General features: G+C 64.7%; 17 protein-coding genes. 10 read left to right on the forward strand and 7 right to left on the reverse strand.

From position 1 onward, the window contains the following. From H8B02_RS11535 to H8B02_RS11550, 4 genes are all read right to left on the reverse strand, one after another. Positions 1–470, reverse strand: a 470-nt coding sequence (locus tag H8B02_RS11535) for a CoA-binding protein (protein WP_229166349.1), incomplete at its 3' end; no start/stop codon positions are given. A 176-nt stretch (positions 471–646) separates the two neighbouring features. Further along, positions 647–1,228, reverse strand: coding sequence for a class GN sortase (locus tag H8B02_RS11540; RefSeq protein WP_229166350.1), 582 nt, complete (start codon positions 1,226–1,228; stop codon positions 647–649). A gap of 198 nt (positions 1,229–1,426) precedes the next feature. Further along, entirely contained in the window at positions 1,427–3,643 is a 2,217-nt protein-coding gene (locus H8B02_RS11545) for a marine proteobacterial sortase target protein (RefSeq protein ID WP_376711641.1), read from the reverse strand. Between the two features lie 59 nt (positions 3,644–3,702). Then, positions 3,703–3,912: a hypothetical protein gene (locus H8B02_RS11550; RefSeq protein WP_229166352.1), complete on the reverse strand. Its 210-nt coding sequence runs from the start codon at positions 3,910–3,912 to the stop codon at positions 3,703–3,705. Here H8B02_RS11550 and H8B02_RS11555 point away from each other — a divergent pair. Further along, complete coding sequence (locus tag H8B02_RS11555) at positions 3,896–4,660, forward strand: helix-turn-helix domain-containing protein (protein ID WP_229166353.1); 765 nt, start codon at positions 3,896–3,898, stop codon at positions 4,658–4,660. The genes H8B02_RS11550 and H8B02_RS11555 overlap by 17 nt on opposite strands. 239 nt (positions 4,661–4,899) lie before the next feature. Here H8B02_RS11555 and H8B02_RS11560 read toward each other — a convergent pair whose 3' ends face one another. Then, positions 4,900–6,120 (reverse strand): ABC transporter substrate-binding protein, encoded by a 1,221-nt coding sequence (locus H8B02_RS11560; RefSeq protein ID WP_229166354.1) that lies wholly within the window; start codon positions 6,118–6,120, stop codon positions 4,900–4,902. Between the two features lie 127 nt (positions 6,121–6,247). Further along, positions 6,248–7,789, reverse strand: coding sequence for an acyl-CoA synthetase (locus H8B02_RS11565; protein ID WP_229166355.1), 1,542 nt, complete (start codon positions 7,787–7,789; stop codon positions 6,248–6,250). Positions 7,790–8,004: 215 nt separating this feature from the next. Here H8B02_RS11565 and H8B02_RS11570 point away from each other — a divergent pair, with 215 nt between their 5' ends. From H8B02_RS11570 to H8B02_RS11590, 5 genes are all read left to right on the forward strand, one after another. Further along, positions 8,005–9,141, forward strand: a complete 1,137-nt coding sequence (locus H8B02_RS11570) for an acyl-CoA dehydrogenase family protein (protein WP_229166356.1) — start codon at positions 8,005–8,007, stop codon at positions 9,139–9,141. Positions 9,142–9,276: 135 nt separating this feature from the next. Further along, positions 9,277–10,434 (forward strand): acyl-CoA dehydrogenase family protein, encoded by a 1,158-nt coding sequence (locus H8B02_RS11575; protein ID WP_229166357.1) that lies wholly within the window; start codon positions 9,277–9,279, stop codon positions 10,432–10,434. A gap of 50 nt (positions 10,435–10,484) precedes the next feature. Continuing rightward, positions 10,485–11,696 carry an acyl-CoA dehydrogenase family protein gene (locus tag H8B02_RS11580; RefSeq protein ID WP_229166358.1) on the forward strand — a complete coding sequence of 404 codons (1,212 nt, stop codon included), beginning with the start codon at positions 10,485–10,487 and terminating at the stop codon, positions 11,694–11,696. Positions 11,697–11,795: 99 nt separating this feature from the next. Next, positions 11,796–12,452 (forward strand): glutathione S-transferase family protein, encoded by a 657-nt coding sequence (locus H8B02_RS11585; protein ID WP_229166359.1) that lies wholly within the window; start codon positions 11,796–11,798, stop codon positions 12,450–12,452. Positions 12,453–12,658: 206 nt separating this feature from the next. After that, complete coding sequence (locus H8B02_RS11590) at positions 12,659–13,480, forward strand: helix-turn-helix domain-containing protein (RefSeq protein ID WP_229166360.1); 822 nt, start codon at positions 12,659–12,661, stop codon at positions 13,478–13,480. 141 nt (positions 13,481–13,621) lie between these two features. Here the strand turns inward: H8B02_RS11590 and H8B02_RS11595 are convergent, their stop codons facing one another. Next, positions 13,622–14,845 carry an ABC transporter substrate-binding protein gene (locus H8B02_RS11595; RefSeq protein WP_229166361.1) on the reverse strand — a complete coding sequence of 408 codons (1,224 nt, stop codon included), beginning with the start codon at positions 14,843–14,845 and terminating at the stop codon, positions 13,622–13,624. A 215-nt stretch (positions 14,846–15,060) separates the two neighbouring features. Here H8B02_RS11595 and H8B02_RS11600 point away from each other — a divergent pair, with 215 nt between their 5' ends. From H8B02_RS11600 to H8B02_RS11615, 4 genes are all read left to right on the forward strand, one after another. Then, positions 15,061–15,927 carry a beta-keto acid cleavage family enzyme gene (locus H8B02_RS11600; RefSeq protein WP_229166362.1) on the forward strand — a complete coding sequence of 289 codons (867 nt, stop codon included), beginning with the start codon at positions 15,061–15,063 and terminating at the stop codon, positions 15,925–15,927. Positions 15,928–16,045: 118 nt separating this feature from the next. Further along, entirely contained in the window at positions 16,046–17,644 is a 1,599-nt protein-coding gene (locus tag H8B02_RS11605) for an AMP-binding protein (RefSeq protein ID WP_229166363.1), read from the forward strand. Then, positions 17,644–19,260 carry an acyl-CoA carboxylase subunit beta gene (locus tag H8B02_RS11610; protein ID WP_229166364.1) on the forward strand — a complete coding sequence of 539 codons (1,617 nt, stop codon included), beginning with the start codon at positions 17,644–17,646 and terminating at the stop codon, positions 19,258–19,260. Before H8B02_RS11605 ends, H8B02_RS11610 begins: the two co-directional genes overlap by 1 nt. Beyond that, a complete protein-coding gene (locus H8B02_RS11615; protein ID WP_229166365.1) occupies positions 19,257–21,236 on the forward strand; it encodes an acetyl/propionyl/methylcrotonyl-CoA carboxylase subunit alpha in 1,980 nt (659 codons plus the stop codon). Before H8B02_RS11610 ends, H8B02_RS11615 begins: the two co-directional genes overlap by 4 nt. Positions 21,237–21,401 lie beyond the last annotated feature (165 nt).

The raw sequence follows: 21,401 nt of genomic DNA on the forward strand, positions 1-21,401 counted from the left end.
CAATTTGGACCGGTAACCGCAAGTCCGGTCTCCTTGATCGCCTGTTTCAGCTCGACCGCGAGCCGCTGGCTTTCCTCGTCCTGCAGCTCGCTGAAGCCGGAGGTGACGATGGTCGCCGAGCGGGCGCCGGCGGCGGCCGCATCGCGGATCACCTGCACGGCAAAGCGGGCCGGCACCAGCACCAGCACATGGTCCGGCTTTTCGGGAAGGCTGGCGAAATCCTTGTAGCAGGTGACGCCCCAGATGGTTTCGCGCTTGGCGTTGATCGGAAACAGGCCGCCGGCATATTGGTACTTGATCAGATTGTTCCAGATCCGTTCGGCGTAGTTGCCGGGCTTGTCGGTGGCGCCGACCAGCACGATGTTGCGCGGGTGCAGCATCGCATGGATGCTCTTGACGATGTCGCTGGCGTCAGCGGGCGGTGCCCATTTGCGGGACGAATGTGACGCGGTGCCTGCGAAAGCTTCCATGGAGCCTGCCTTATCCTTGTTCTACTTGTTTCCTCTGGCCCACGGCGGATCACCGCAGAACGCGATTTTTCATTGTTTTTATGGCCGATGGAAGGGGGTAGCAACTCACGCTGCTGCAAGTCAGGGCATCGCTTGCAATATCCCGGCAGGCGCAAAATCGATAAGCATCAGGAACCTCAGTCGGATAGGCTCGAATCCGATTGGATCATGGTCGCGTGCAGCAGATAGCGCTCGGGGCCCGACGTCAGCGCGTCAAACGGCCAGCAGGTCGACAGCACCAGCTCATACCGGTTGGTGAGCGGATCGATGCCGGACTGGTCGAAGCGGACGACCGCGCTGCGATCGGCCTGGTAGCGAAACATCTTGCCGTCGGTTCTCGTGACGTCGATCTCGTCGCCGATTGCGACATCCTTCAGAAAGCGGAAATGGGTGTCGCGATGCGCGGAATAGACCGCAACGCCCGGCTCGCCGGCATCGACGGTTTGTTCGACATGGCCGGGGCCGAATGCCAGCGCCTGGCCGCTGCTGCCGGCAAGCGCAATTGCGGACGCGTGCAGGCGCTTCACCTCGATCCGGGCGACCGGCCAGGTATCGGCCCAGCGCCACGGCTTCACCGGATGTCCGGTCGCGATGCTCTGTGCGAAGGCGCGCTCCAGCAGCAGCTGCGCGAGCAGCGCCTTGGCGTGGATATAGGCGCCCTGGCCGAACAGGATCAGGCCGATGAGGGCGAAGGCGAGCGGGGGGATGAAGCGGCGCATTGCTATCTTGCTCCCGTCATTGCGAGCGAAGCGAAGCAATCCATCATGCGGCAGATGGGGAGCCATGGATTGCGTCGTCGCTTCGATCCTCGCAATGATGCTTGGCGAGAGAAGTGGCGCGCGCGGCCTTGGGGGACGGGAAGGCCGCGCGCGCTCTTGAAAGAGGAGGTCGGGGGCACCTCCTCCTTTCATCCGACGTCAGTGGGACGACGTCTGACGCCGGTTGAACACCAGAAGCAGAAGGCTGACCGTGAGCAGGATCACACCGGCGATCATCTTCAATTCGGCATCGGTCGCAGTCTTCGGCAGCTGGATCGTGCCGGGACCTGGCGTCGCGACCGGTGACCGCTTCAGCGCGGCGAGCTGCACCTTGCCGTCGCCGGCGTTAGCGCGACGCTCGGTCGGCGCGGCCGGCAGGCGCGGACGCTCACCGAACACCTTTGCGAAATCCCAGCCGGCGGGCAGGTTGAGCGGCAGTTCGGAGAGTTTGAGCGGCTCGCCTTCGGGGCGACTCGGCGTCTTGTCGACCGCAACGAGGCTGGTCAGCCGCGTCACGAGCTGATGCTCCAGCGCCAGCGCAAGGATGGTCTTGTCGGCGTCCTCGGGATTCGCCTGCCGCGTGGTGCGCGCGACCTCGGCATCCGCGATCTTGCGGCGCGCCCACAGCTTGGAGAGGCCCTTGCCTTCGGCGGCGTTCGCGAGCGGCAGCGTTACGCTCCATGGACGGTCGCCGATGCGGCCCCTGATCTCGACCGAGCCGGCAAGCTTGTCGAGCTTCGCGGCCAGCACCAGCGGCTCGTCGCGATAGACGTCGGGGAGTGCCGACGGCGTCAGGTCGGCGGTCGCATCGGAGAACTTTGCGGCGAGGTTCGTCACCGCCGGATTTTCCAGCTTGGCGAACAGGTCGCGCATCCGCTCGTCGACCTGCTCGACCGAACCGATATGGGTGAAGGTGCCGCGGCCGAGCTCGGCGGCGCGCGTCATCAGGTAGGTGTTCGGCGCCGAGCCGATGCCGACCATGAAGATGCGTGAGCGGCCGCGCAGCGCGCTGATGGTTTCGAACAGTTGCTGCTCGTTGCCGATGGCGCCATCGGTCAGGAACACGATCTGGCGGACATGGTCGGCGTCATCATGATTGGTGTCGGAGAGCGCCGCGCGCATTGCCGGCAGCATCTCGGTGCCGCCGCGCGCCTGCAACGCGCTGACGAACGACGTCGCGTTGCCGATATTGGCGCTGTTGGCCGCAACCGGCGCCGGGAACAGCGTGTCCATGGTGTCGTCGAAGCGGATCACGTTAAAGCGATCGGTCGGCTGTAGGCGGCCGAGCGCGTAGATGAGGCTCGCCTTGGCCTGGATGATCGAGGTGCCGCCCATCGAGCCGGAATTGTCGATCACGAAGATCACTTCGCGCGGCAATGGCTTCTGTTGCGCCTGTTCCACCGACGGCGGGGTGACGAAGGCCAGCAGATAGTCGGAATTGCCGACATGCTCGCGGAACAGCCCGACCGACGGCGCCTTCTCGGCGGCCGGCTTCCAGGTCAGCTCGAAATCGCGATCGGCCGGCACCGGGCCTTCGGCGAGCTTGACGATACGCGTGGTGCTGTCGGGGCTCTCGATCCTGACCTGGTGGAAATGGCTCTTCACTTCGCCGAGCGCAAAGCCGGCGTTGAGGTGCACCGTGATGTTGGTCGGATTGACCGGCGCGTTCGTCGCGGGATCGAGCACCTCAGAGGTGATACGATCGCGATCCGGAACGGGATCGGTGGTGGCGCCCCAGCCGCTGCCATCGGCGCGGAGATCGACGCTCTGCACCACCGGCCGCGGATTGTAGCGCGGGCCGACCACCATCGGCACCCGCAACGAGAATTCGTTGCCGTTCTGCTGCACCGGCTCCTGATACTCGATCTGCACCAGCACGGTTTCGCCGGGGCCGATATTGGCGACCGAGTTGGTGAAGATGTTCGGCCGCTCCTGCTCCGTGAGCGCGGCCTTCTGGCCGTTCTGCTTGGCCTGCTCGTAGATCGCGCGGGCCTGCTGCCGCTCCTTGATGTCGCCGACCACGATGCGGTCGCCGACCACCATCTTCAGCGTGTCGACCGCGCCGCCGGCCGGCAGCGGATAGACATAGGTCGCTTCCACCCAGTCCTTGGTCGAGTTGCGGAAGATCTGCGTGACGCGGGCACGGACGGTCGGACCGGACACGGTGAGATCGACATCGATGCCGAGCCTGGTTGCATCGGCATAGCCGTCGTCGGTCTTGAACAGCAGCGAGCCGGAGCGCGCCTCGCTCGGCCGCAGCACCGCCTGTTGCGGCAACTCGGCCGACCACACCGGATCAAAGCTCACGAACAGCGCCGCGAAGCCGATCACCAGCGCGGCGACGCCTTCCACCAGGAAGAACAGCACAATGCGCATCCGGCGCGACAGCCGGAGCTGCGGGCCGCTCTCACATGCATCGTAAATCGTCATTTTTGTCACTCCGAGCGAGACTTTCGCTGCTTCGCGATCATGGAGAGCGGTGGTTTTGGCGCGAGCAGAATGATCGGCAATGATTGGCCGCCGTCCGGCGCGGCCCGCCGCCGGCCGAGGCGGTTTTGTGCGGTTTTGTGATGGATTGTCCGGTCTGCTAGACTGCGCGGAATCAAGGGGAACCGGGCAGGAATCACGATGCCGACGCCGGACAAGCAGCTTTCCGCCGAGCAGAGCCAGCAGGTCGCAGAGACCATCCGCGAGGAGATCGCGCGCCGCCGCATCTCGCGGCAGACGCTGGCCGAGCAGGCCAAGCTCAGCCTTTCGACACTGGAGAAGGTGCTCGGCGGCCGCCGTCCGTTCACGCTGGCGACCACGGTGCGGCTCGAGCAGGCGCTCGGCGTCTCCTTGCGCAAGCTGCCGGAGGCGATGGCGGTGGTTGCGCCTGCCAATGGCGGGATCGCGCCCGACAGCCTCGGATCCTATTCGCGCCGCTCGGTGGCGCGGATCGAAGGCACTTACATCACGGTGCGCCCGTCGTTCGGCGAGCAGCGCGCGGTCTATGCCTATCGGACGGAGATCGCCTGGGATGATGCTGCATCATCGCTCGGCTTCCGCGAGGGCGAGCGACAGGATGCCGATTACACCCAGTATGGCGAGGTGGCGGTGCCGAATGAATCCGGCTTCGTCTATCTCGTCACCAACCGGCATGGCCAGCATCGCGTGATCACGGTCTCGCGCCCGCGCAATTCCGGTGAGATGTACGGCATCATCACGACGCTGCTCGCCGGCCGCGGCTCGCTGCTGACGCCGGTCGCCGCGCCGATCGCATTCCTGCCGGTGAAGAACGTGCCGAAGCCGAGCCTCGGCCGGGTGTCGGCCGAGGATGCCAACTACGCCCTCTATCGCGAGCATCTGCGCCGCACGATCGACGAGCCGTTCGCGATCTTCCTGCCGGGATAGTTGCAGGTTGCGTCGGTCGCAGCGATCGTTGCTGCGCAACTAAGCCACATAGCGCTGCCAATTCCGTCATCCTGAGGTGCGAGCGGAGCGAGCCTCGAAGGATGCACGGCCACCATCGACCCTTCGAGACGCCGCTTCGCGGCTCCTCAGGGTGACGGTGAAATTGCTCGCCGAAACAACGAAGCCGCCTGAATGGGCGGCTTCGCGATACCTGATGCTAGCTGTTCGAGCGCGTGGCGCTAGCCGCCGGTCTCGGCGCTGATGATGTCGCCGAACAGCTCCCACTGTCCGTTCTTGAACTGCATCATCTTGAGCTGCTCGACCGGAGCGAAGTCGGTCGCGCTGGTGTTGATCCGGATGCCGGGGATCAGCGTGTCGGGTGTGAAGTCCTTCAGGCTGGCGGCCTGCTTCATCACGTTCTCACGCGTCAAATTGTCGCCGGCCTGCTTCAGCACCTGCACCATGGTCTGCGCCGCGGCGTAGCCATAGACCAGATTGGCGTCGGACAAATTGGCGCCCGGCATGTACTTCTCGGCGAACTCCATGAACTTCTTCATGCCCTCGTCATTCTTCCATTGCGGATCGGACGCGTCCTTGAGGTACCCGGCCGACAGCACGCCTTCGGAAGCCTCGAGTCCGGCGGGCTTCATGACCGCGCCGATCGAGATCGAGACGTCGGTCATCACGTGCATCGGCTTCCAGCCGAGCTCGGCGATCTTCTTGATCGCCTGCGCGGCGAATTTCGGCGTCGAGATGTTGACGAACACGTCGGCGCCGGTGTCCTTCAGCTTGACGATGTGGGAATCGATCGACGGCTCCGTGGTCTCGTAGCTTTCCTCGGCGACGATCTTGACGCTTGACTTGTCGAGCACCTCCTTGAGGCCGACCAGGTAGTCCTTGCCGAAATCGTCATTGGCATAGAAGATCACGACCTTGGCATCCGGCTTGGCCTTGAGGATGTACTTGCCGAAGATCCGCGCCTCGACGCGATAGCTCGGCTGGAAGCCCATCGTCCACGGGAAATCCTTCGGATCGTTCCACTTGCTGGCGCCGGTGGCGAGGAACAGCTGCGGCACCTTCTTGGCGTTGTGATACTTCTGCACCGCGGTCTGGGTCGGCGTGCCCAGCGCGTTGAACACAAGGAACACTTCGTCGCTCTCGATCAGTTTGCGGATCTGCTCCACGGTTTTCGGCGGCGAGTAGCCGTCGTCATAGGAGATCCAGTTGATCTTGCGGCCGTTGATGCCGCCTTGATCGTTGATCATCTTGAAATAGGCTTCTTCGGTCTTGCCGATGACGCCGTAGGCGGAGGCGGGACCGCTATAGGCCTCGACGTTGCCGATCTTGATCTCGGTGTCGGAGGCGCCGGTGTCATACTTCTTTTGTGCAAAGGCGGCCTGGGTGGAGAGCAGGCAGAGCGCCGCGGCGGCGGCCAGCAGCGACAATTTTGTGGTTTTCATAAAGGCAATTTCCTCGATTGATTCTGTTTGGGGACTTACGCAACGAACCCGCAGCCGGTCCCGGCAGACGGTTGCGGGCAACACTTCTCTCGACATGGCCAGGGAGACGCGACACGCGTCCCCGGGATCATGCGGCAGTATCGGTCGGCTTCGGCTGGCTGAATTGCTGCCGCAGCGTCGGCTTATGAATTTTGCCTGTCGCATTCCGCGGCAGGGCATCGATGAATTCGATCAGGCGCGGGCACTTGAACCGCGCCAGATTGGCCTGGCAATGCGCGTGGATCTCGGCCGGCGTCAGCGTGTGGCCCGGCTTCACGGCGATCACGGCCATCCCGACCTCGCCCCATTGCTCGTTCGGGATGCCGATGACGGCGGCCTCGGCAACGGCCGCCAATTGATGCAGCACGCTCTCGACCTCGGCCGGATAGACGTTCTCGCCGCCGGAAATGTACATGTCCTTCCAGCGGTCGACGATGTAGTAGAAGCCTTCCTCGTCGATCCGCGTGGCGTCGCCGGTGTGCAGCCAGCCGTCGGTGAAGGAGGAGGCGTTGGCGTCCGGCCTGTTCCAGTAGCCCGGCGTGATGTTCGGGCCCTTGACCCAGAGTTCGCCGAGCTCGCCGACCGCGGCATCGCTGCCGTCGGGCCGCACGATCCGAACCTCGGTATGCAGCACCGGCTTGCCGGACGAGCCGGCCTTGCGCGCAGCATCCTCGCGGTCGAGCACCATCACCGCGGGCGAGGTTTCGGTCATGCCGTAGCCTTGCTGCAGCGCGACGCCGCGCGCCTCCCAGGTCTTGAGCAGCGGCACCGGCATCGGTGCGCCGCCGACCCCGCCGATCAGCAGGCGGCTGAAGTCGGCTGACGCGAAGGCCGGATGCTGCGCCATGAACTGGTAGATCGCGGGCACGCCGAAGAACACGTTGATGCCTTGCGCGGGATCGCCGATCAGTTTCAGCGCCTCGCCGGGATCGAACGCACGCATGATCAGCACCGTGCCGCCGGCATGCAGCACCGGGTTGGTGTAGCAATTCAGCCCGCCGGTGTGGAACAACGGCAGCACGGTCAGCAGCACGGAGGCCGGCGAGATGTAGGCGGGGCCGCCGAGATTGACGCAATTCCAGAACGTCATCCCATGCGTGATGATCGCGCCCTTGGGCTGACCCGTGGTGCCCGAGGTGTACATGATGGTCGAGATGTCATCGAGCATGACCTCTTCGAACCGTTCGAGCGGTTTCGCCGCCGCGATGCCGGCCTCATAGGCACCGCCCGGGCCGAGCCGCGCCGTCGATGCGACGTCGCAGAGCTTGGCGACCGCAAGCGCGGTATCGGCGAGGTCGTCGTCATGGATCATCACCTTGGGCGCGGCGTCGCCGGTGATGTAGCGCAGCTCGGGAACGGTGAGGCGGGTGTTGAGCGGCAGGAAGACCGCCCCGATCCGGAAGCAGGCGAACTGCACCTCCAGCGTATCGGTCGTGTTCAGCGCCAGCACCGCGACCCGGTCGCCGCGGGCGACCTTGAGGGTGTCGCGCAGATAGCCCGCGAGCCGCGACACGCGGGCGTCGAGTTCCGCATAGCCGAAGCGGCGACCGCTTGCGAGATCGACAAGCGCCATCTTTTCCGGCGTGCGCCGGCGATGATGCGCGATCCAGTCGTAATAACGAACCGGCAAATTTCCCTCCTCTGGAACGGCAGTCTTGCGCCGCCTGTTCCTGGCTCAATTGATGCCATGAATTGGCAGTGGAGGGGGCGTATTAGGATACTGTCTTGCGTTTAGTGGCTGGCCAGTGGCCAGATGGAAGGCCGGTCTGGCCAACAGCCACTCGACGCAAGTGAACAGGGAAAAATCCGGACATCGTCGGAGGCGGGAATCAACGGAGCACGCGGATGGCAAACCCGTTCTACACCGGCGAGCATGAGGCCTTTCGCGAGGTGATGCGGCGCTTTGTGGCCAAGGAAATCGAGCCTTATGCCCATCAATGGGACGAAGAGGGCGAGTTTCCCCGCGCGCTCTATGCCAAGGCGTCCGCAATCGGGCTGCTCGGCCTCGGTTTCCCGGAAGAATATGGCGGGATCGCCGCCGACCAGTTCATGAAGATCGTGGCCTCGCAGGAGCTGGCGCGCGCCGGTGCCGGCGGCGTCTCCGCGAGCCTGATGAGCCATAGCATCGGCTCGCCGCCGATCGCCCGCGCCGCCCGGCCCGAGGTCAGGGCGCGGGTGCTGCCGGAGGTGCTCGCGGGCAAGAAGATCTCAGCGCTTGCGATCACCGAGCCGAGCGGCGGCTCGGACGTCGCGAACCTCCGCACCAAGGGGCGGCGCGACGGCGACCATTACGTCGTCTCCGGCGAGAAGACCTTCATCACCTCGGGCATGCGGGCCGACTATCTGACGGTTGCGGTGCGCACCGGTGGCGAAGGCCCCGGCGGCGTCAGCCTGCTGCTGATCGAGGGCAATACGCCCGGCCTGTCTCGTACCAAGCTGAAGAAGATGGGTTGGTGGGCGTCCGATACCGCGACCCTTCATTTCGACGAATGCCGCGTGCCGGTCGAGAATTTGATCGGCGCGGAGGGCCAGGGCTTCAGGCAGATCATGTACAACTTCAACAGCGAGCGCATGGGCATGGCGGCAAGCTGTACCGCCTACGCGCGGGTCTGCCTCGACGAGGCGATTGCCTATGCCAAGGAGCGCAAGACCTTCGGCAAGCCGATCGCGCAACACCAGGTGATCCGGCACAAGATCGTCGACATGGCGCAGAAGGTCGCGGCCTCGCAGGCGATGCTGGAAATGCTGGCGTGGCGGCTCGGCCAGGGCGAAAGCCCGGTCGCCGAGATCTGCATGATGAAGAACCAGGCGACGCAAACCATGGCGCATTGCGCCTCCGAGGCGGTGCAGATCTTCGGCGGCGCCGGCTTCATGCGCGGCGTCAAGGTCGAGCGCATCTATCGCGAGGTCAAGGTCAACGCCATCGGCGGCGGCACCGAGGAGATCATGAAGGATCTCGCGTCAAGGCAGATGGGGCTTTGAATGCTTCTCACTCACAGCCGTCATTCCGGGGCTCGCGAAGCGAGAGCCCGGAATCCATCGGGCAGCAGATTCGATGTGAAATGGATTCCGGGCTCGCGCTCCGCGCGCCCAGAATGACGAAGGATAGACAAAACAATGCTCTTCACCGCCGACCACGACGAACCGCGCCGCGCGTTGCAAAAATTCATCGCGGCCGAGATCAATCCCCATGTCGACGAATGGGAGAAGGCCGACATCTTCCCGGCGCATAAGTTGTTCAAGAAGCTCGGCAGTCTCGGCTTCCTCGGTCTCAACAAGCCGGTCGAGTTCGGCGGCCAGGGGCTGGATTATTCCTATGCGCTGATGATGGCCGAGGAGCTGGGGGTCATCACCTGCGGCGGCGTGCCGATGGCGATCGGGGTGCAGACCGACATGGCGACGCCGGCGCTGGCGCGGTTCGGCTCCGACGAAGTGCGCCGCGAGTTCCTGTCGCCAGCAATTGCCGGCGACCAGGTCGCCTGCATCGGCGTCTCCGAGCCCGGCGCCGGCTCCGACGTTGCCTCGATCAAGACCCATGCGCGACCCGACGGCGACGATTACGTCATCAATGGCGGCAAGATGTGGATCACCAACGGCACCCAGGCCGACTGGATCTGCCTGCTGGCCAACACCAGCGACGGTCCGGTCCATCGCAACAAGTCGTTGATCTGCGTGCCGATGAAAACCAAGGGTGTCCAGGTCGCGCGCAAGCTCGACAAGCTCGGCATGCGCTCCTCCGACACCGCGCAGATCTTCTTCGACAATGTCCGGGTGCCCAAGCGTAACCGGATCGGTGAGGAAGGCCAGGGCTTCACCTACCAGATGATCCAGTTCCAGGAGGAGCGGCTGTGGGGCGCGGCGGCCTGCCTGAAGGCGCACGAGTTCATCATCAACGCGACCATCGACTACACCCGCAACCGCAAGGCGTTCGGCGGCTCGATCCTCGACAACCAGGTGGTGCACTTCAAGCTGGCGGAGATGCAGACCGAGGTCGAGCTGCTGCGCTCGCTGATCTACCGCGCCGGCGAGGCGCTGGTGGCGGGCGAGGACGTGACGCGGCTTGCGACCATGGCGAAATTGAAGGCCGGCCGGCTTGGCCGCGAGCTCACCGACGCCTGCCTGCAATATTGGGGCGGCATGGGTTTTACCAACGAGACGCCGGTCAGCCGCGCCTATCGCGACAGCCGCCTGACTTCGATCGGCGGCGGCGCCGACGAGGTGATGCTGATGGTGTTGTGCAAGATGATGGGCACGCTGCCCGGGATGAAGAAGTAGCGCGAAGCCGGTCCGACGGGTCGCATCGCCGCGCAGAGATGGAGGCCGCTATGCTCTTTCAGGAGAGCCAGAAAGTCGCCGAGCTGAAGCATCGGCTTCAGTTGTTCATGGATCGCCATGTCTATCCGAACGAGGCGCGGTTCTACCGCGAGGCGGAAGAGCTCGGCCCATGGAAGGTCTATCCGGTCGTTGAGGAGCTGAAGCCCATCGCGAGGGACGAGGGGCTGTGGAATCTGTTCCTGCCCGAGAGCGAGCACGGCGCAGGCCTCACCAATCTCGAATATGCGCCGCTCTGCGAGATCATGGGGCGGTCGCATCTTGCGCCCGAGCTCTTCAATTGCTCGGCACCGGACACCGGCAACATGGAGGTGCTGGCGCGTTACGGCACCAGGGAGCATCAGGAGCGATGGCTGCAGCCGCTGCTCGCGGGCGAGATCCGGTCCTGCTTCGCGATGACCGAGCCGGCCGTTGCCTCCAGCGACGCGACCAATATCGAGAGCTCGATCGTGCGCGACGGCGATGACTACGTCATCAATGGCCGCAAATGGTACACCACCAACGCCACCGATCCGCGCTGCAAGATCTGCATCTTCATGGGCAAGACCGATCCCAATAATCCGGACCGGCATCGCCAACAGTCGATGATCCTGGTGCCGATGGATACGCAAGGGATCGAGGTGCTGCGCCCGCTTCCGGTGTTCGGCTTCTACGGCGTGCCGGACCGTGCCTCGGAGGTCGTGTTCACCAATGTGCGGGTGCCCGCAAGCAACATGCTGCTCGGCGAGGGCCGCGGTTTCGAAATCGCGCAGGGGCGGCTCGGCCCGGGCCGCATTCATCACTGCATGCGGCTGATCGGGCTTGCCGAACGCACGCTGGAGAAGATGTGCGTCAGGACCAGGAGCCGGGTCGCGTTCGGCAAGCCGGTCGCGGAGCAGACGGTTACGCAAGAGCGGATCGCGGAATCGCGCATCATGATCGAGCAGGCGCGGCTCTTGACGCTCAACGCGGCCCACATGATGGACACGGTAGGCAACAGGGTGGCCAAGGCCGAGATCGCCATGATCAAGGTCGCGGTCCCCAACATGGCCTGCCAGGTCATCGACTGGGCGATCCAGGCGCATGGCGGCGGCGGCACCAGCAACGACTTCGGGCTCGCCGCAGCCTATGCGACGGCCCGGCTGCTGCGTCTCGCCGACGGTCCGGACGAGGTCCATCGCAACCAGATCGCGCGGCTCGAGCTGCGCAAATACGCCAATGCCTGAACCGAAAACGTGCGCGATGAAAGCACTGCGCACGACAATGTTGCAGTCGCCGCGCCGGCGCTCCATGGTGGCGGCGATCAAGAACATGGGAAACGCCTGATGATCACGCTCTATCACTGCGATGCCGCGCGCTCGTTCCGTCCGTTGTGGATGCTGGAGGAGCTCGGGCTGCCCTATGAACTGAAGATGCTGCCATTCCCGCCGCGCGTGTTCGCCAAGGAATATCTCGGCATCAATCCGCTCGGCACCATCCCGTTCATGGTCGATGGCGAGACGAAGATGACGGAGTCCTCCGGCATCTGCCACTACCTCGGCACCAAGTACGGCACGACGCCGCTGATCGTCGGCCCCGACGAGCCGGCCTATGGCGCGTTCCTGAACTGGATGTATTTTTCCGATGCGACGCTGACCTTTCCGCAGACACTGGTGCTTCGCTACAGCCAGCTGGAGCCGGAGGAGCGGCGCAACCCGCAGGTCGCGGGCGATTATGCAAAATGGTTCCTGGGCCGCCTGCGCGCGGTGGAGGCTGCTGCCGCGAATTCTGAATTCCTCTGCGCGGAACGCTTCACGGCCGCCGACATTGCCAACGGCTATGCGCTCCGGCTCGCTAGCAATATTGGCCTCGCCAAGGATTTCGGGCCGAATGTCGCGGCCTATTGGGCGCGGCTGCAACAGCGCGATGGTTACAGGCGCGCGGTGGCGTCGGAGCAAAAAGCCGGGCAGGAACAGAACGTTGCGCCGCGAGCGCGGCCGTAACTTCCCCGTCGTGCCGGGGCAATACACAGCATTGAACCCAAATACTCAATTGCGCATTGGGGAACCTAGAGATCCCATAATGCGCAATTGCGCATTGGGGTTCGATGCGTCGCATCGCCCCGGAATGACGACGTATCGCTTTTGCCAATTTGCGCTATGGTAGCCCCGCCGCAGCGGCCCAAAGAGCCGCGCGAGGAGGAACCGCCATGGACGCGATCGTGGACGCGAAGTGCCAAAAGTCCGGCCAGCAGTCCGGCCACCGGATGCTGATCACGCCGGAACGGGTATTCTATGCCGGGCTGCTCGGCCGCCCGCGCGAGCGCTGTCCGGGCGCATTCCATGTCTATGTCGCGATCCGCGAGGGCCTGCATCTGTCGACCAGCGAAGGCCGCGAGTCACACGGCGAGCTCGCGGTGACGATGCCGAACCTGCGCCATACCATCACCAGCGAATATCGATCCGCGATCTGCGTTGCGATCGAGCCGGAGAGCGTGCCTGACGGTACGCTGGAGGCCGTCGCGCGCCGCCTGCAAGGACCCGACTCCCACTTGTTCGCGAACCGGATTCGCAACGCCTATGCGACGCTTGCCGAGATGCAGCATCGTGACGCGATCGCGAATGCCGAGTTCGACACCATGTGCTTCGGCGACGCGCTGCCGCAGCGTGTGCTCGATCCGCGCGTCGTGCGCGCGATCGGCCGCATCGGGCAGTTCTCCGGCGAGCCGGTGACCGCGGCCGGCTGCGCCACCGAGGCCGGGCTATCGCCGTCGCGCTTCCTGCATCTGTTCAAGGAGGAGACCGGGATTTCGTTCCGCTCCTTCCGCGCCTGGAAGCGCGCGCGGCATCTGCTGCATTTCGCCAACCAGGACATCAACCTCGCGCATCTCGCGCAGGATATCGGCTATCCCGACTCGACCCATTTCAGCCACTCGATCCGCCGCTTCTATGGTCTGAAGCCGCGCGCAATCTTCTCCGGCTCGCGAGATCTCGCGATTTATCGCACCGGGCAAGAGCGCGCGTTGACGTAACCATCCGTCGTCCCGGCGAAAGCCGGGACCCATAACCACAGTCGGTTATTGTTTCAAAAGGCCTCTGCCATCCCGCATCACGGATAGATCACGCGGTATGGGTCCCGGCTTTCGCCGGGACGACAGTTGGGATTTTCTCCGCTACAAATTCGCGCCCTGGATCACATCGCCGAACCGCAGCCAGCCGGGCCCTTCGATCCGTTGCAGCTGAAGCTGCTGCAGCGGGTGGTGATTGGTCGGGCTGGTGTTGACGCGAATGCCGGGCAACAGCGTCGGGACTTCAACGTCTTTCAGGTTGTTCGCCTGCGCCATGATGTTGTCGCGGGTGAAGTTGCCCTTGCACTGCTCGAGCACGATCTTCAGCACCTGCGCCACCGTGTAGGCGTAGAGACTGTAGCCCTCCTTCGGATTGCCGTCGGGGAAGTATTTTCCCATGAAGGCGAGGAAATCCTTCACGCCGGGGTCGTTGGCCCAGGCCGGGTCGGCGACGTCCTTCACATAGGCCGACGAGATCGTGCCCTGCGACTTGTCGAGGCCGACCGGCGCGATGGTTGAGGAAATCGAGGCCGCGCCGCTGGCAATGAAATGCATCGGCTTCCAGCCGAGCTCATAGATCTTGCGGATCGACTGCGCGCAGAATTTTGCCGTGGTGCCCGAGATCAGCACATCGGGATTGGCGCCGCGCAGCGCGACGATCTGGGAATCAATCGTGGGATCGGTGACCTCGTGCGAGGCCATCACGGCCGACGTCGCGAACCGCTCGCCGAGCACATCCTTGGTGCCGGCGACGAAATCCTTGCCGAGATCGTCATTCTGGTAGAGCACCGCGAACTTCGCGTTCTTGTTCTGGCTCAGCGCATATTTGACGAACACCTGCGCCTCGGTCCGCGCGCTCGGCGCAAAGCCCATGGTCCAGGGATAGGTCTTGTAGTCGCCCCATTTGTCGCCGTTCACCGACAGGAACAGATGCGGCACCTTGGCGGCGTTGATGTATTTGACGACCGACGAGTTCGGCGCGGTGCCGAGCATGTTGAACAGGAAGGCGACATTGTCGCTCTCGATCAGGCGGCGCACCTGCTCGACCGTCTTCGCCGGATTGAACGCGTCGTCGTAATAGATGTATCTGATCTGCCGGCCGGCGATGCCGCCCTGCTCGTTCAGCATCTTGAAATAGGCTTCCTGGCAGCGCGCCTGCACGCCGAGCGCGGACACCGGGCCGCTCAGCGAGGTGGTGCTGCCGATCCTGATCTCGGTCGCGGTGACGCCGGGCGTATCTTCGGCAAGCGAAGGCCGGAGACCTGCGACCGCGGCAAGCCCCGCGCCTGCGGCGCCGGTGAGCCATCCGCGCCGGTTGATCGAGACCATGATTTTCTCTCCGTGATGCCGGCTTGTTGCGCCGCTTCTGCTTTGCAAGCAAGGCTACGCGCCACGTGGGCGTCACGTCTTGTGTTAACCGGCTGACGGCGGATTCCGTCGTGAGCGCATCCACTTAGCCAGTCAACGCAAGATGGCGCACAGACAAATTTCTCATCATGGGGAAATCAGCCGCGCAGGTGCGCTGCAATACGGACGAGAGACCCATGAGCGACAAGGCCGTCATCACCTGCGCGCTGAACGGCGTGCTTACCGACCCGAAGCAGCACAACGTACCGGTGACACCGGAAGAGATGGCGCGTGAGGCCAGGGCGGCGTTCAACGCCGGCGCCAGCATCATGCACATCCATCTGCGCCAGCAGGAGCCGAACAAGGGGCATCTGCCGTCGTGGGAGGTCGGCGTCAGCAAGGAGATCCAGCAGGCGATCCGCGAGGCCTGCCCCGGCGTCATCATCAATCACACTACCGGCACCTCGGGTCCGAATTACCAGGGCGCGCTCGACTGCGTGCGCGAGACAAAACCCGAGATCGCTGCCTGCAACGCCGGCTCGCTCAATTATCTGAAGGTCAAGGCCGACAACACCTGGGCCTGGCCGCCGATGATGTTCGATAACGCGGTGGAGAAGGTGCAGGACTATCTCAATGTGATGAAGGTCGCCGGCACCATCCCCGAATTCGAGTGCTTCGATGTCGGCATCGTGCGCTGCGTCGGCATGTACCGGCAGACCGGCATGTATTCCGGCCCGCTCGAATACAATTTCGTCATGGGCGTTGCCTCGGGCATGCCGGCCGATCCGGAGCTGTTGCCGATCCTCTTGAAGCTGAAGGTGCCGGATGCGCATTGGCAGGTCACCGCGATCGGTCGCGCCGAGATCTGGCCGCTGCACCAGCGCGCCGCCGACCTCGGCGGTCATCTCCGCAGCGGCCTGGAAGACACGTTCTATCTCGGCGACGGCACCAAGGTGATGTCGAACGGGCAGCTCGTCGAAGGGCTCGCCGCCTGTGCGCGGCGTGCCGGCCGCGACATCGCCAGTCCCGCGGAAGCGCGGCAGATCTTTGGGGTCAGGCACTGAGGCCGTCATTCCGGGGCGCGCGCAGCGCGAGCCCGGAATCCATAACCACGATCCTGAGTATGGATTCCGGGCTCAGCCCTACGGGCTGCCCCGGAATGACAGCGGGGAGTAACGAACAATGGACAATCTCGCAGCAACCGGCGGCGTCACCGGGCCGGGCCGCATCGGACGGGTCGCGATCGGCGATCTCCTGAAGCGCGCCGCGCGGCGGTTTCCGGATCGCGTCGCGCTGACCGATGGCGGCAGGCAGGTCACTTTCACCGAGCTCGAACACGACGCCAATCGCTTCGCCAATCACCTGGTGCAGCGCGGGTTGAAGCCGGGCGAGAAGATCTCGACCATTTGCAATAACTCCGTCGAGTTCGTCAAAGCGCTGTTCGGCATCCACCGCGCCGGTCTCGTCTGGGTGCCGATCAACACCATGCTCGGGCCGTCGGACATGGACTATATCCTCGGCCATGCCGAGGTCCGCTTCGCCGTCATCGACGACAATCTCCACGGTCAGGCCGACCGGCGCTCCGCGCTGGAGGCTCGCGGCATGGAGATGATCGCGATCGATCTGACCGGCAATGCCGGCAAGACCGGCTTGCAGGAGTTCAACGGCCTGCTGGAAGGACAATCCGACATCGAGCCTGACATCGAGATCAATGACCGCGATCTCGCGATGATCATCTACACGTCGGGTACCACCTCGCGGCCGAAGGGGGCGATGCATTGCCACCTCGCCGTGGTCATGGCGGTGATGAGCAACTGCATCGAGATGCAGCTTTCGCGCGATGACGGGATCACCGGGCAGTTTCCGTTGTTTCACTGCGCCGGCCACGTGCTGCTGCTGAGCTATCTCTCGGTCGGCGGCCGCATGGCGCTGATGCGTGGCTTCGATCCCGTGGTCTGCATGGAGGCGATCGTCCGCGACCGGTTGACGGTGTTCGTCGGCCTGTCGCTGATGTACCAGGCGATCCTCGATCATCCGCGCCGGCGCGAATATGATCTGTCCGGCCTGCGCTGTTGCATCTACACCATGGCGCCGATGGGCAAACCGTTGCTCGAGCGCGCGATGGCGGACATGTGTCCGAACTTCGTGCTGACCAGCGGCCAGACCGAGATGTATCCGGCGACGACGATGTCGCGGCCGGAGGTGCAGCTCGACCGCTTCGGCAATTACTGGGGCGAGTCGCTGATCGTCAACGAGACCGCGATCATGGACGACAACGGCAACCTGCTGCCGCGCGGCGAGATCGGCGAGCTCGTTCACCGCGGACCCAACGTGATGATGGGCTATTACAAGGACCCCAAGTCGACCGAGGAGGCGCGCAAGTTCGGCTGGCATCATACCGGCGATCTTGCCCTGATCGATGGCAATGGCGAGGTGCTGTTCCTCGACCGCAAGAAGGACATGATCAAGTCGGGCGGCGAGAACGTCGCTTCCGTCAAGATCGAGGAGACGTTGCTGGCGCATCCCGCCGTGCAGAACGCCGCCGTGGTCGGCCTGCCGCACCCGCAATGGGGCGAGGCGGTCTGCGCCTTCGTCAAGCTGAAGCCCGGCGCGGTGGCCGACGAGGCCGGCATCGAGGCGCATTGCAGAAAGCATCTCGGCGGCTTCCAGGTGCCGAAACTGGTGCGTATCCTCGAGGAGATGCCGATGACCGCGACCGGCAAGCTGCGCAAGGTCGAACTGCGGCAGCAGTACAGCGGGCATTTTGTGGAGCGCGCCTAGTGGCCATCATCGAAAACACCGTCGCCACCGGCAGCGCCGCGTTTCAGGGCAATCGCGACGGCATGCTGGCGCTGATCGCCCGGATGCGGGCCTTGGAGGAGCGCACGCGCGCGGCATCCGCCGTGGCCAAGGACCGCTTCCACAAGCGCGGCCAGCTGCTGCCGCGCGAGCGCGTCGCGCTGGTGCTCGATCCCGGCTCGCCGTTCCTCGAGCTCTCGACCCTCGCCGGCTATATGTTCGATGTGCCGGACCCGGACAAGAGCGTGCCCGGCGGCGGCCTGGTCGCCGGCATCGGCTTCGTCTCCGGCATCCGCTGCATGGTCAGCGCCAACGATGCCGGCATCGACGCCGGTGCGCTGCAACCTTACGGCCTCGACAAGACGCTGCGGGTGCAGGAGCTGGCGCTGGAGAACAAGCTGCCCTATGTGCAGCTCGTCGAGAGCGCCGGCGCCAATCTGCTGCGCTACCGCGTCGAGGACTTCGTCCGCGGCGGCAACATCTTCCGCAATCTGGCGCGGCTGTCGGCGGCGGGGCTTCCTGTCGTCACCGTCACCCACGGCTCCTCGACCGCGGGCGGCGCCTATCAGACCGGCCTTTCCGACTACATCGTGATGGTGCGCGGCCGCACCCGCGCCTTCCTCGCCGGTCCGCCTTTGCTCAAGGCCGCCACCGGCGAGATCGCGACCGAGGACGAGCTCGGCGGCGCCGAGATGCACACCCAGATCTCCGGGCTTGGCGATTATCTCGCCGAGGACGACCGCGACGCGCTGCGCATCGCGCGCGACATCATGGCCAAGCTGCCATGGGATCGTCCTACGTCCGCATCCGCTTCATTCAAGCCGCCGCGCTATGACGCGGAGGAGCTGCTCGGCATCATGCCGATGGACCACAAGCGTCCGGTCGACATGCGCCAGGCGATCGCGCGCTTCATCGACGATTCCGATTTCACGGAGTTCGGCGCCAATTACGGTCCGGCGACGATCTGCGGCCATGCCCGTATCGAAGGGCAGGCGATCGGCATCATCACCAACAACGGGCCGCTCGATGTGCCCGGTGCCAACAAGGCGACGCATTTCATCCAGGCCTGTTGCCAGTCGCGCACGCCGATCCTCTATATGAACAACACGACCGGCTACATGGTGGGCCGCGCCTATGAAGAGGCCGGGATGATCAAGCATGGCTCCAAGATGATCCAGGCGGTGACCTCGGCGACGGTGCCGCAGATCACGCTGTACTGTGGCGCCTCGTTCGGCGCGGGCAATTACGGCATGTGCGGCCGCGGCTTTCATCCGCGCTTCTGCTTCTCCTGGCCCAACGCCAAGACCGCGGTGATGGGCGGCGAGCAGGCTGCCGAAACCATGGCAATCGTCACTGAAGCCGCCGCCGCGCGGCGCGGCAAGCCGATCGAGAAAGAGAAGCTGGACGCGATGAAGGCGCAGATCACCGGTGTGTTCGACGGCCAGATGGACGTGTTCTCGACCAGCGCCCGCGTGCTCGATGACGGCGTGATCGATCCGCGCGATACGCGGACGGTGTTTGCCGAGGTGCTGGCGATCTGCCGCGAGGCCGAGGCACGCAGCCCGCAGCGGATGCAGTTCTCGGTGGCGCGGCCATGAGCGGAGCAATCGTGAAGCGGACGCCGTTCTTCAAGATCCTGATCGCCAATCGCGGCGAGATCGCGCTGCGCGTCATGCGTACGGCGCGGCGGCTCGGCTACGGCGTTGTCGCGGTCTACTCCGACGCTGACCGCGACGCGCTGCATGTGCGCGAGGCCGATCAGGCGGTGCGGATCGGCGAGGCGCTGCCCGCGCAATCCTATCTGAAGATCGACGCGATCATCGCAGCCGCCAAGGCGAGTGGCGCCGGCGCGGTGCATCCCGGCTACGGCTTCCTCGCCGAGAACGAGGACTTTGCGCAGGCGTGCCGCGATGCGGGACTCGTGTTCATCGGCCCGTCGCCGGAGGCGATCCTCGCGATGGGCAACAAGGCCGGCGCCAAGGAGATCATGCAAAAGGCCGGCGTGCCCTGTGTGCCCGGCTATCAGGGCGCCGATCAGAGCGACACTGTGATGCTGGCGGAGGCCAAGGCGATTGGTTTTCCGGTCATGATCAAGGCGGTCGCCGGTGGCGGTGGCCGCGGCATGCGGCTGGTCGCGGATGCGTCGGCATTTCCGGATGCGCTACGCAGCGCGCGGTCGGAGGCGCAGGGGGCGTTCGGCGATCCCACCGTGATCCTCGAGCGCGCCATCGTCGATCCCCGCCACATCGAGATCCAGGTGTTCGGCGACCGCTATGGCAACGCGGTCCATCTCGGCGAGCGTGATTGCTCGGTGCAGCGGCGGCATCAGAAGCTGATCGAGGAGGCACCGTCGCCCGCGGTGACGCCGGAGCTGCGCGCGCGGATGGGTGCGGTTGCCGTGCAGGCGGTCAAGGCGATCGGCTATGAGGGTGCGGGCACGCTGGAATTCCTGCTCGATCGCGCCGGCAATTTCTACTTCATGGAGATGAACACGCGGCTGCAGGTCGAGCATCCCGTCACCGAGGCGATCACCGGGCTCGATCTGGTCGAGCTGCAACTGCGCGTCGCCAGGGGCGAGCCGCTCGACCTGAGGCAAGAGGACATCACCTTCTCCGGTCACGCCATCGAGGTCCGGCTCTGCTCGGAGGATGCCGGACACGACTTCATGCCGCAATCCGGCACGATGGCGCGGTGGCAGATGCCTGAAGGCATCCGCGTCGAGCACGCGCTGCAGTCCGGCTCGGAGATTCCGCCGTTCTACGATTCGATGATCGCCAAGGCGATCAGCAACGGCGCAACCCGTGACGAGGCGCGCGGCAGGCTGATCTGCGCGCTGGAGCAGGTCACGGCCTTCGGCGTCACCACCAATCAGGGCTTCCTGATCGACTGCCTGCGTCATCCGGTCTTTGCCAAGGGCGAGGCGACCACGGCCTTCATCGGCAGCAACCGCGATGCCCTGCTGGCGTCCCGGCCCGATCGCGGCAGCGACCTCGCGCTTGCGGCGCTACTGCTCTATGTCACCAATCCGCACGCGCCGCCATGGCAGCGCGGCCGCTCGCTGTCCGCGACATTCCCGCTCGGCCTGCGGATCGATCTCGGTCACGGCGTGCAGGAGATCGAGATCGTCCGCGAGCGCGACGGCAGCTACCTCGCCATCCGCAATGGCGATCGTTTCGGCTTCGTGATCGATGAGCTGGATCAAGATAGCATCCGCTTCCACCATGATGGCTTGATGGAGCAGGCCAGGTTCCTGCGCGACGGCGACCGGCTTTACATCTTGCATCGCGGCGTCACGCTGTCGGTGCGCGATCTCACCCTCGCCCCGCCGGAGAGCGCTGCGGCTGCCGGTGGCGACGGCAAGGTCCGTGCGGCGATGAACGGCCGGGTCGTCGCGGTGCTGGTGAAAGCCGGCGACAAGGTCGCGGCCGGCCAACCGGTGATGACGCTGGAGGCGATGAAGATGGAGCACGTGCACACCGCCGGCGTCGCGGGCACGGTGTCGTCGATCGATGTCGCCGAGGGCGAGCAGGTGACGACGGGGAAGATCGTGGTGGAGATCGAGGCGGCGGCATAGGGACTGTCGTCCCGGGCAAGCCAACGGGTCGGCGCGAAGCGCGGCCCGATGACAGGCTCCGCGCGACCCATAACCACCGATCGATGTTGTTGGAACAGGATGTGGCCACAGCTCGGTGCAACAATGAGCGACGGTGGTTATGGGTCCCTGCTTTCGAAAGCAGGG

It is taken from the genome of Bradyrhizobium altum (assembly GCF_020889705.1).
Classification (GTDB): Bacteria; Pseudomonadota; Alphaproteobacteria; order Rhizobiales; family Xanthobacteraceae; genus Bradyrhizobium; species Bradyrhizobium altum.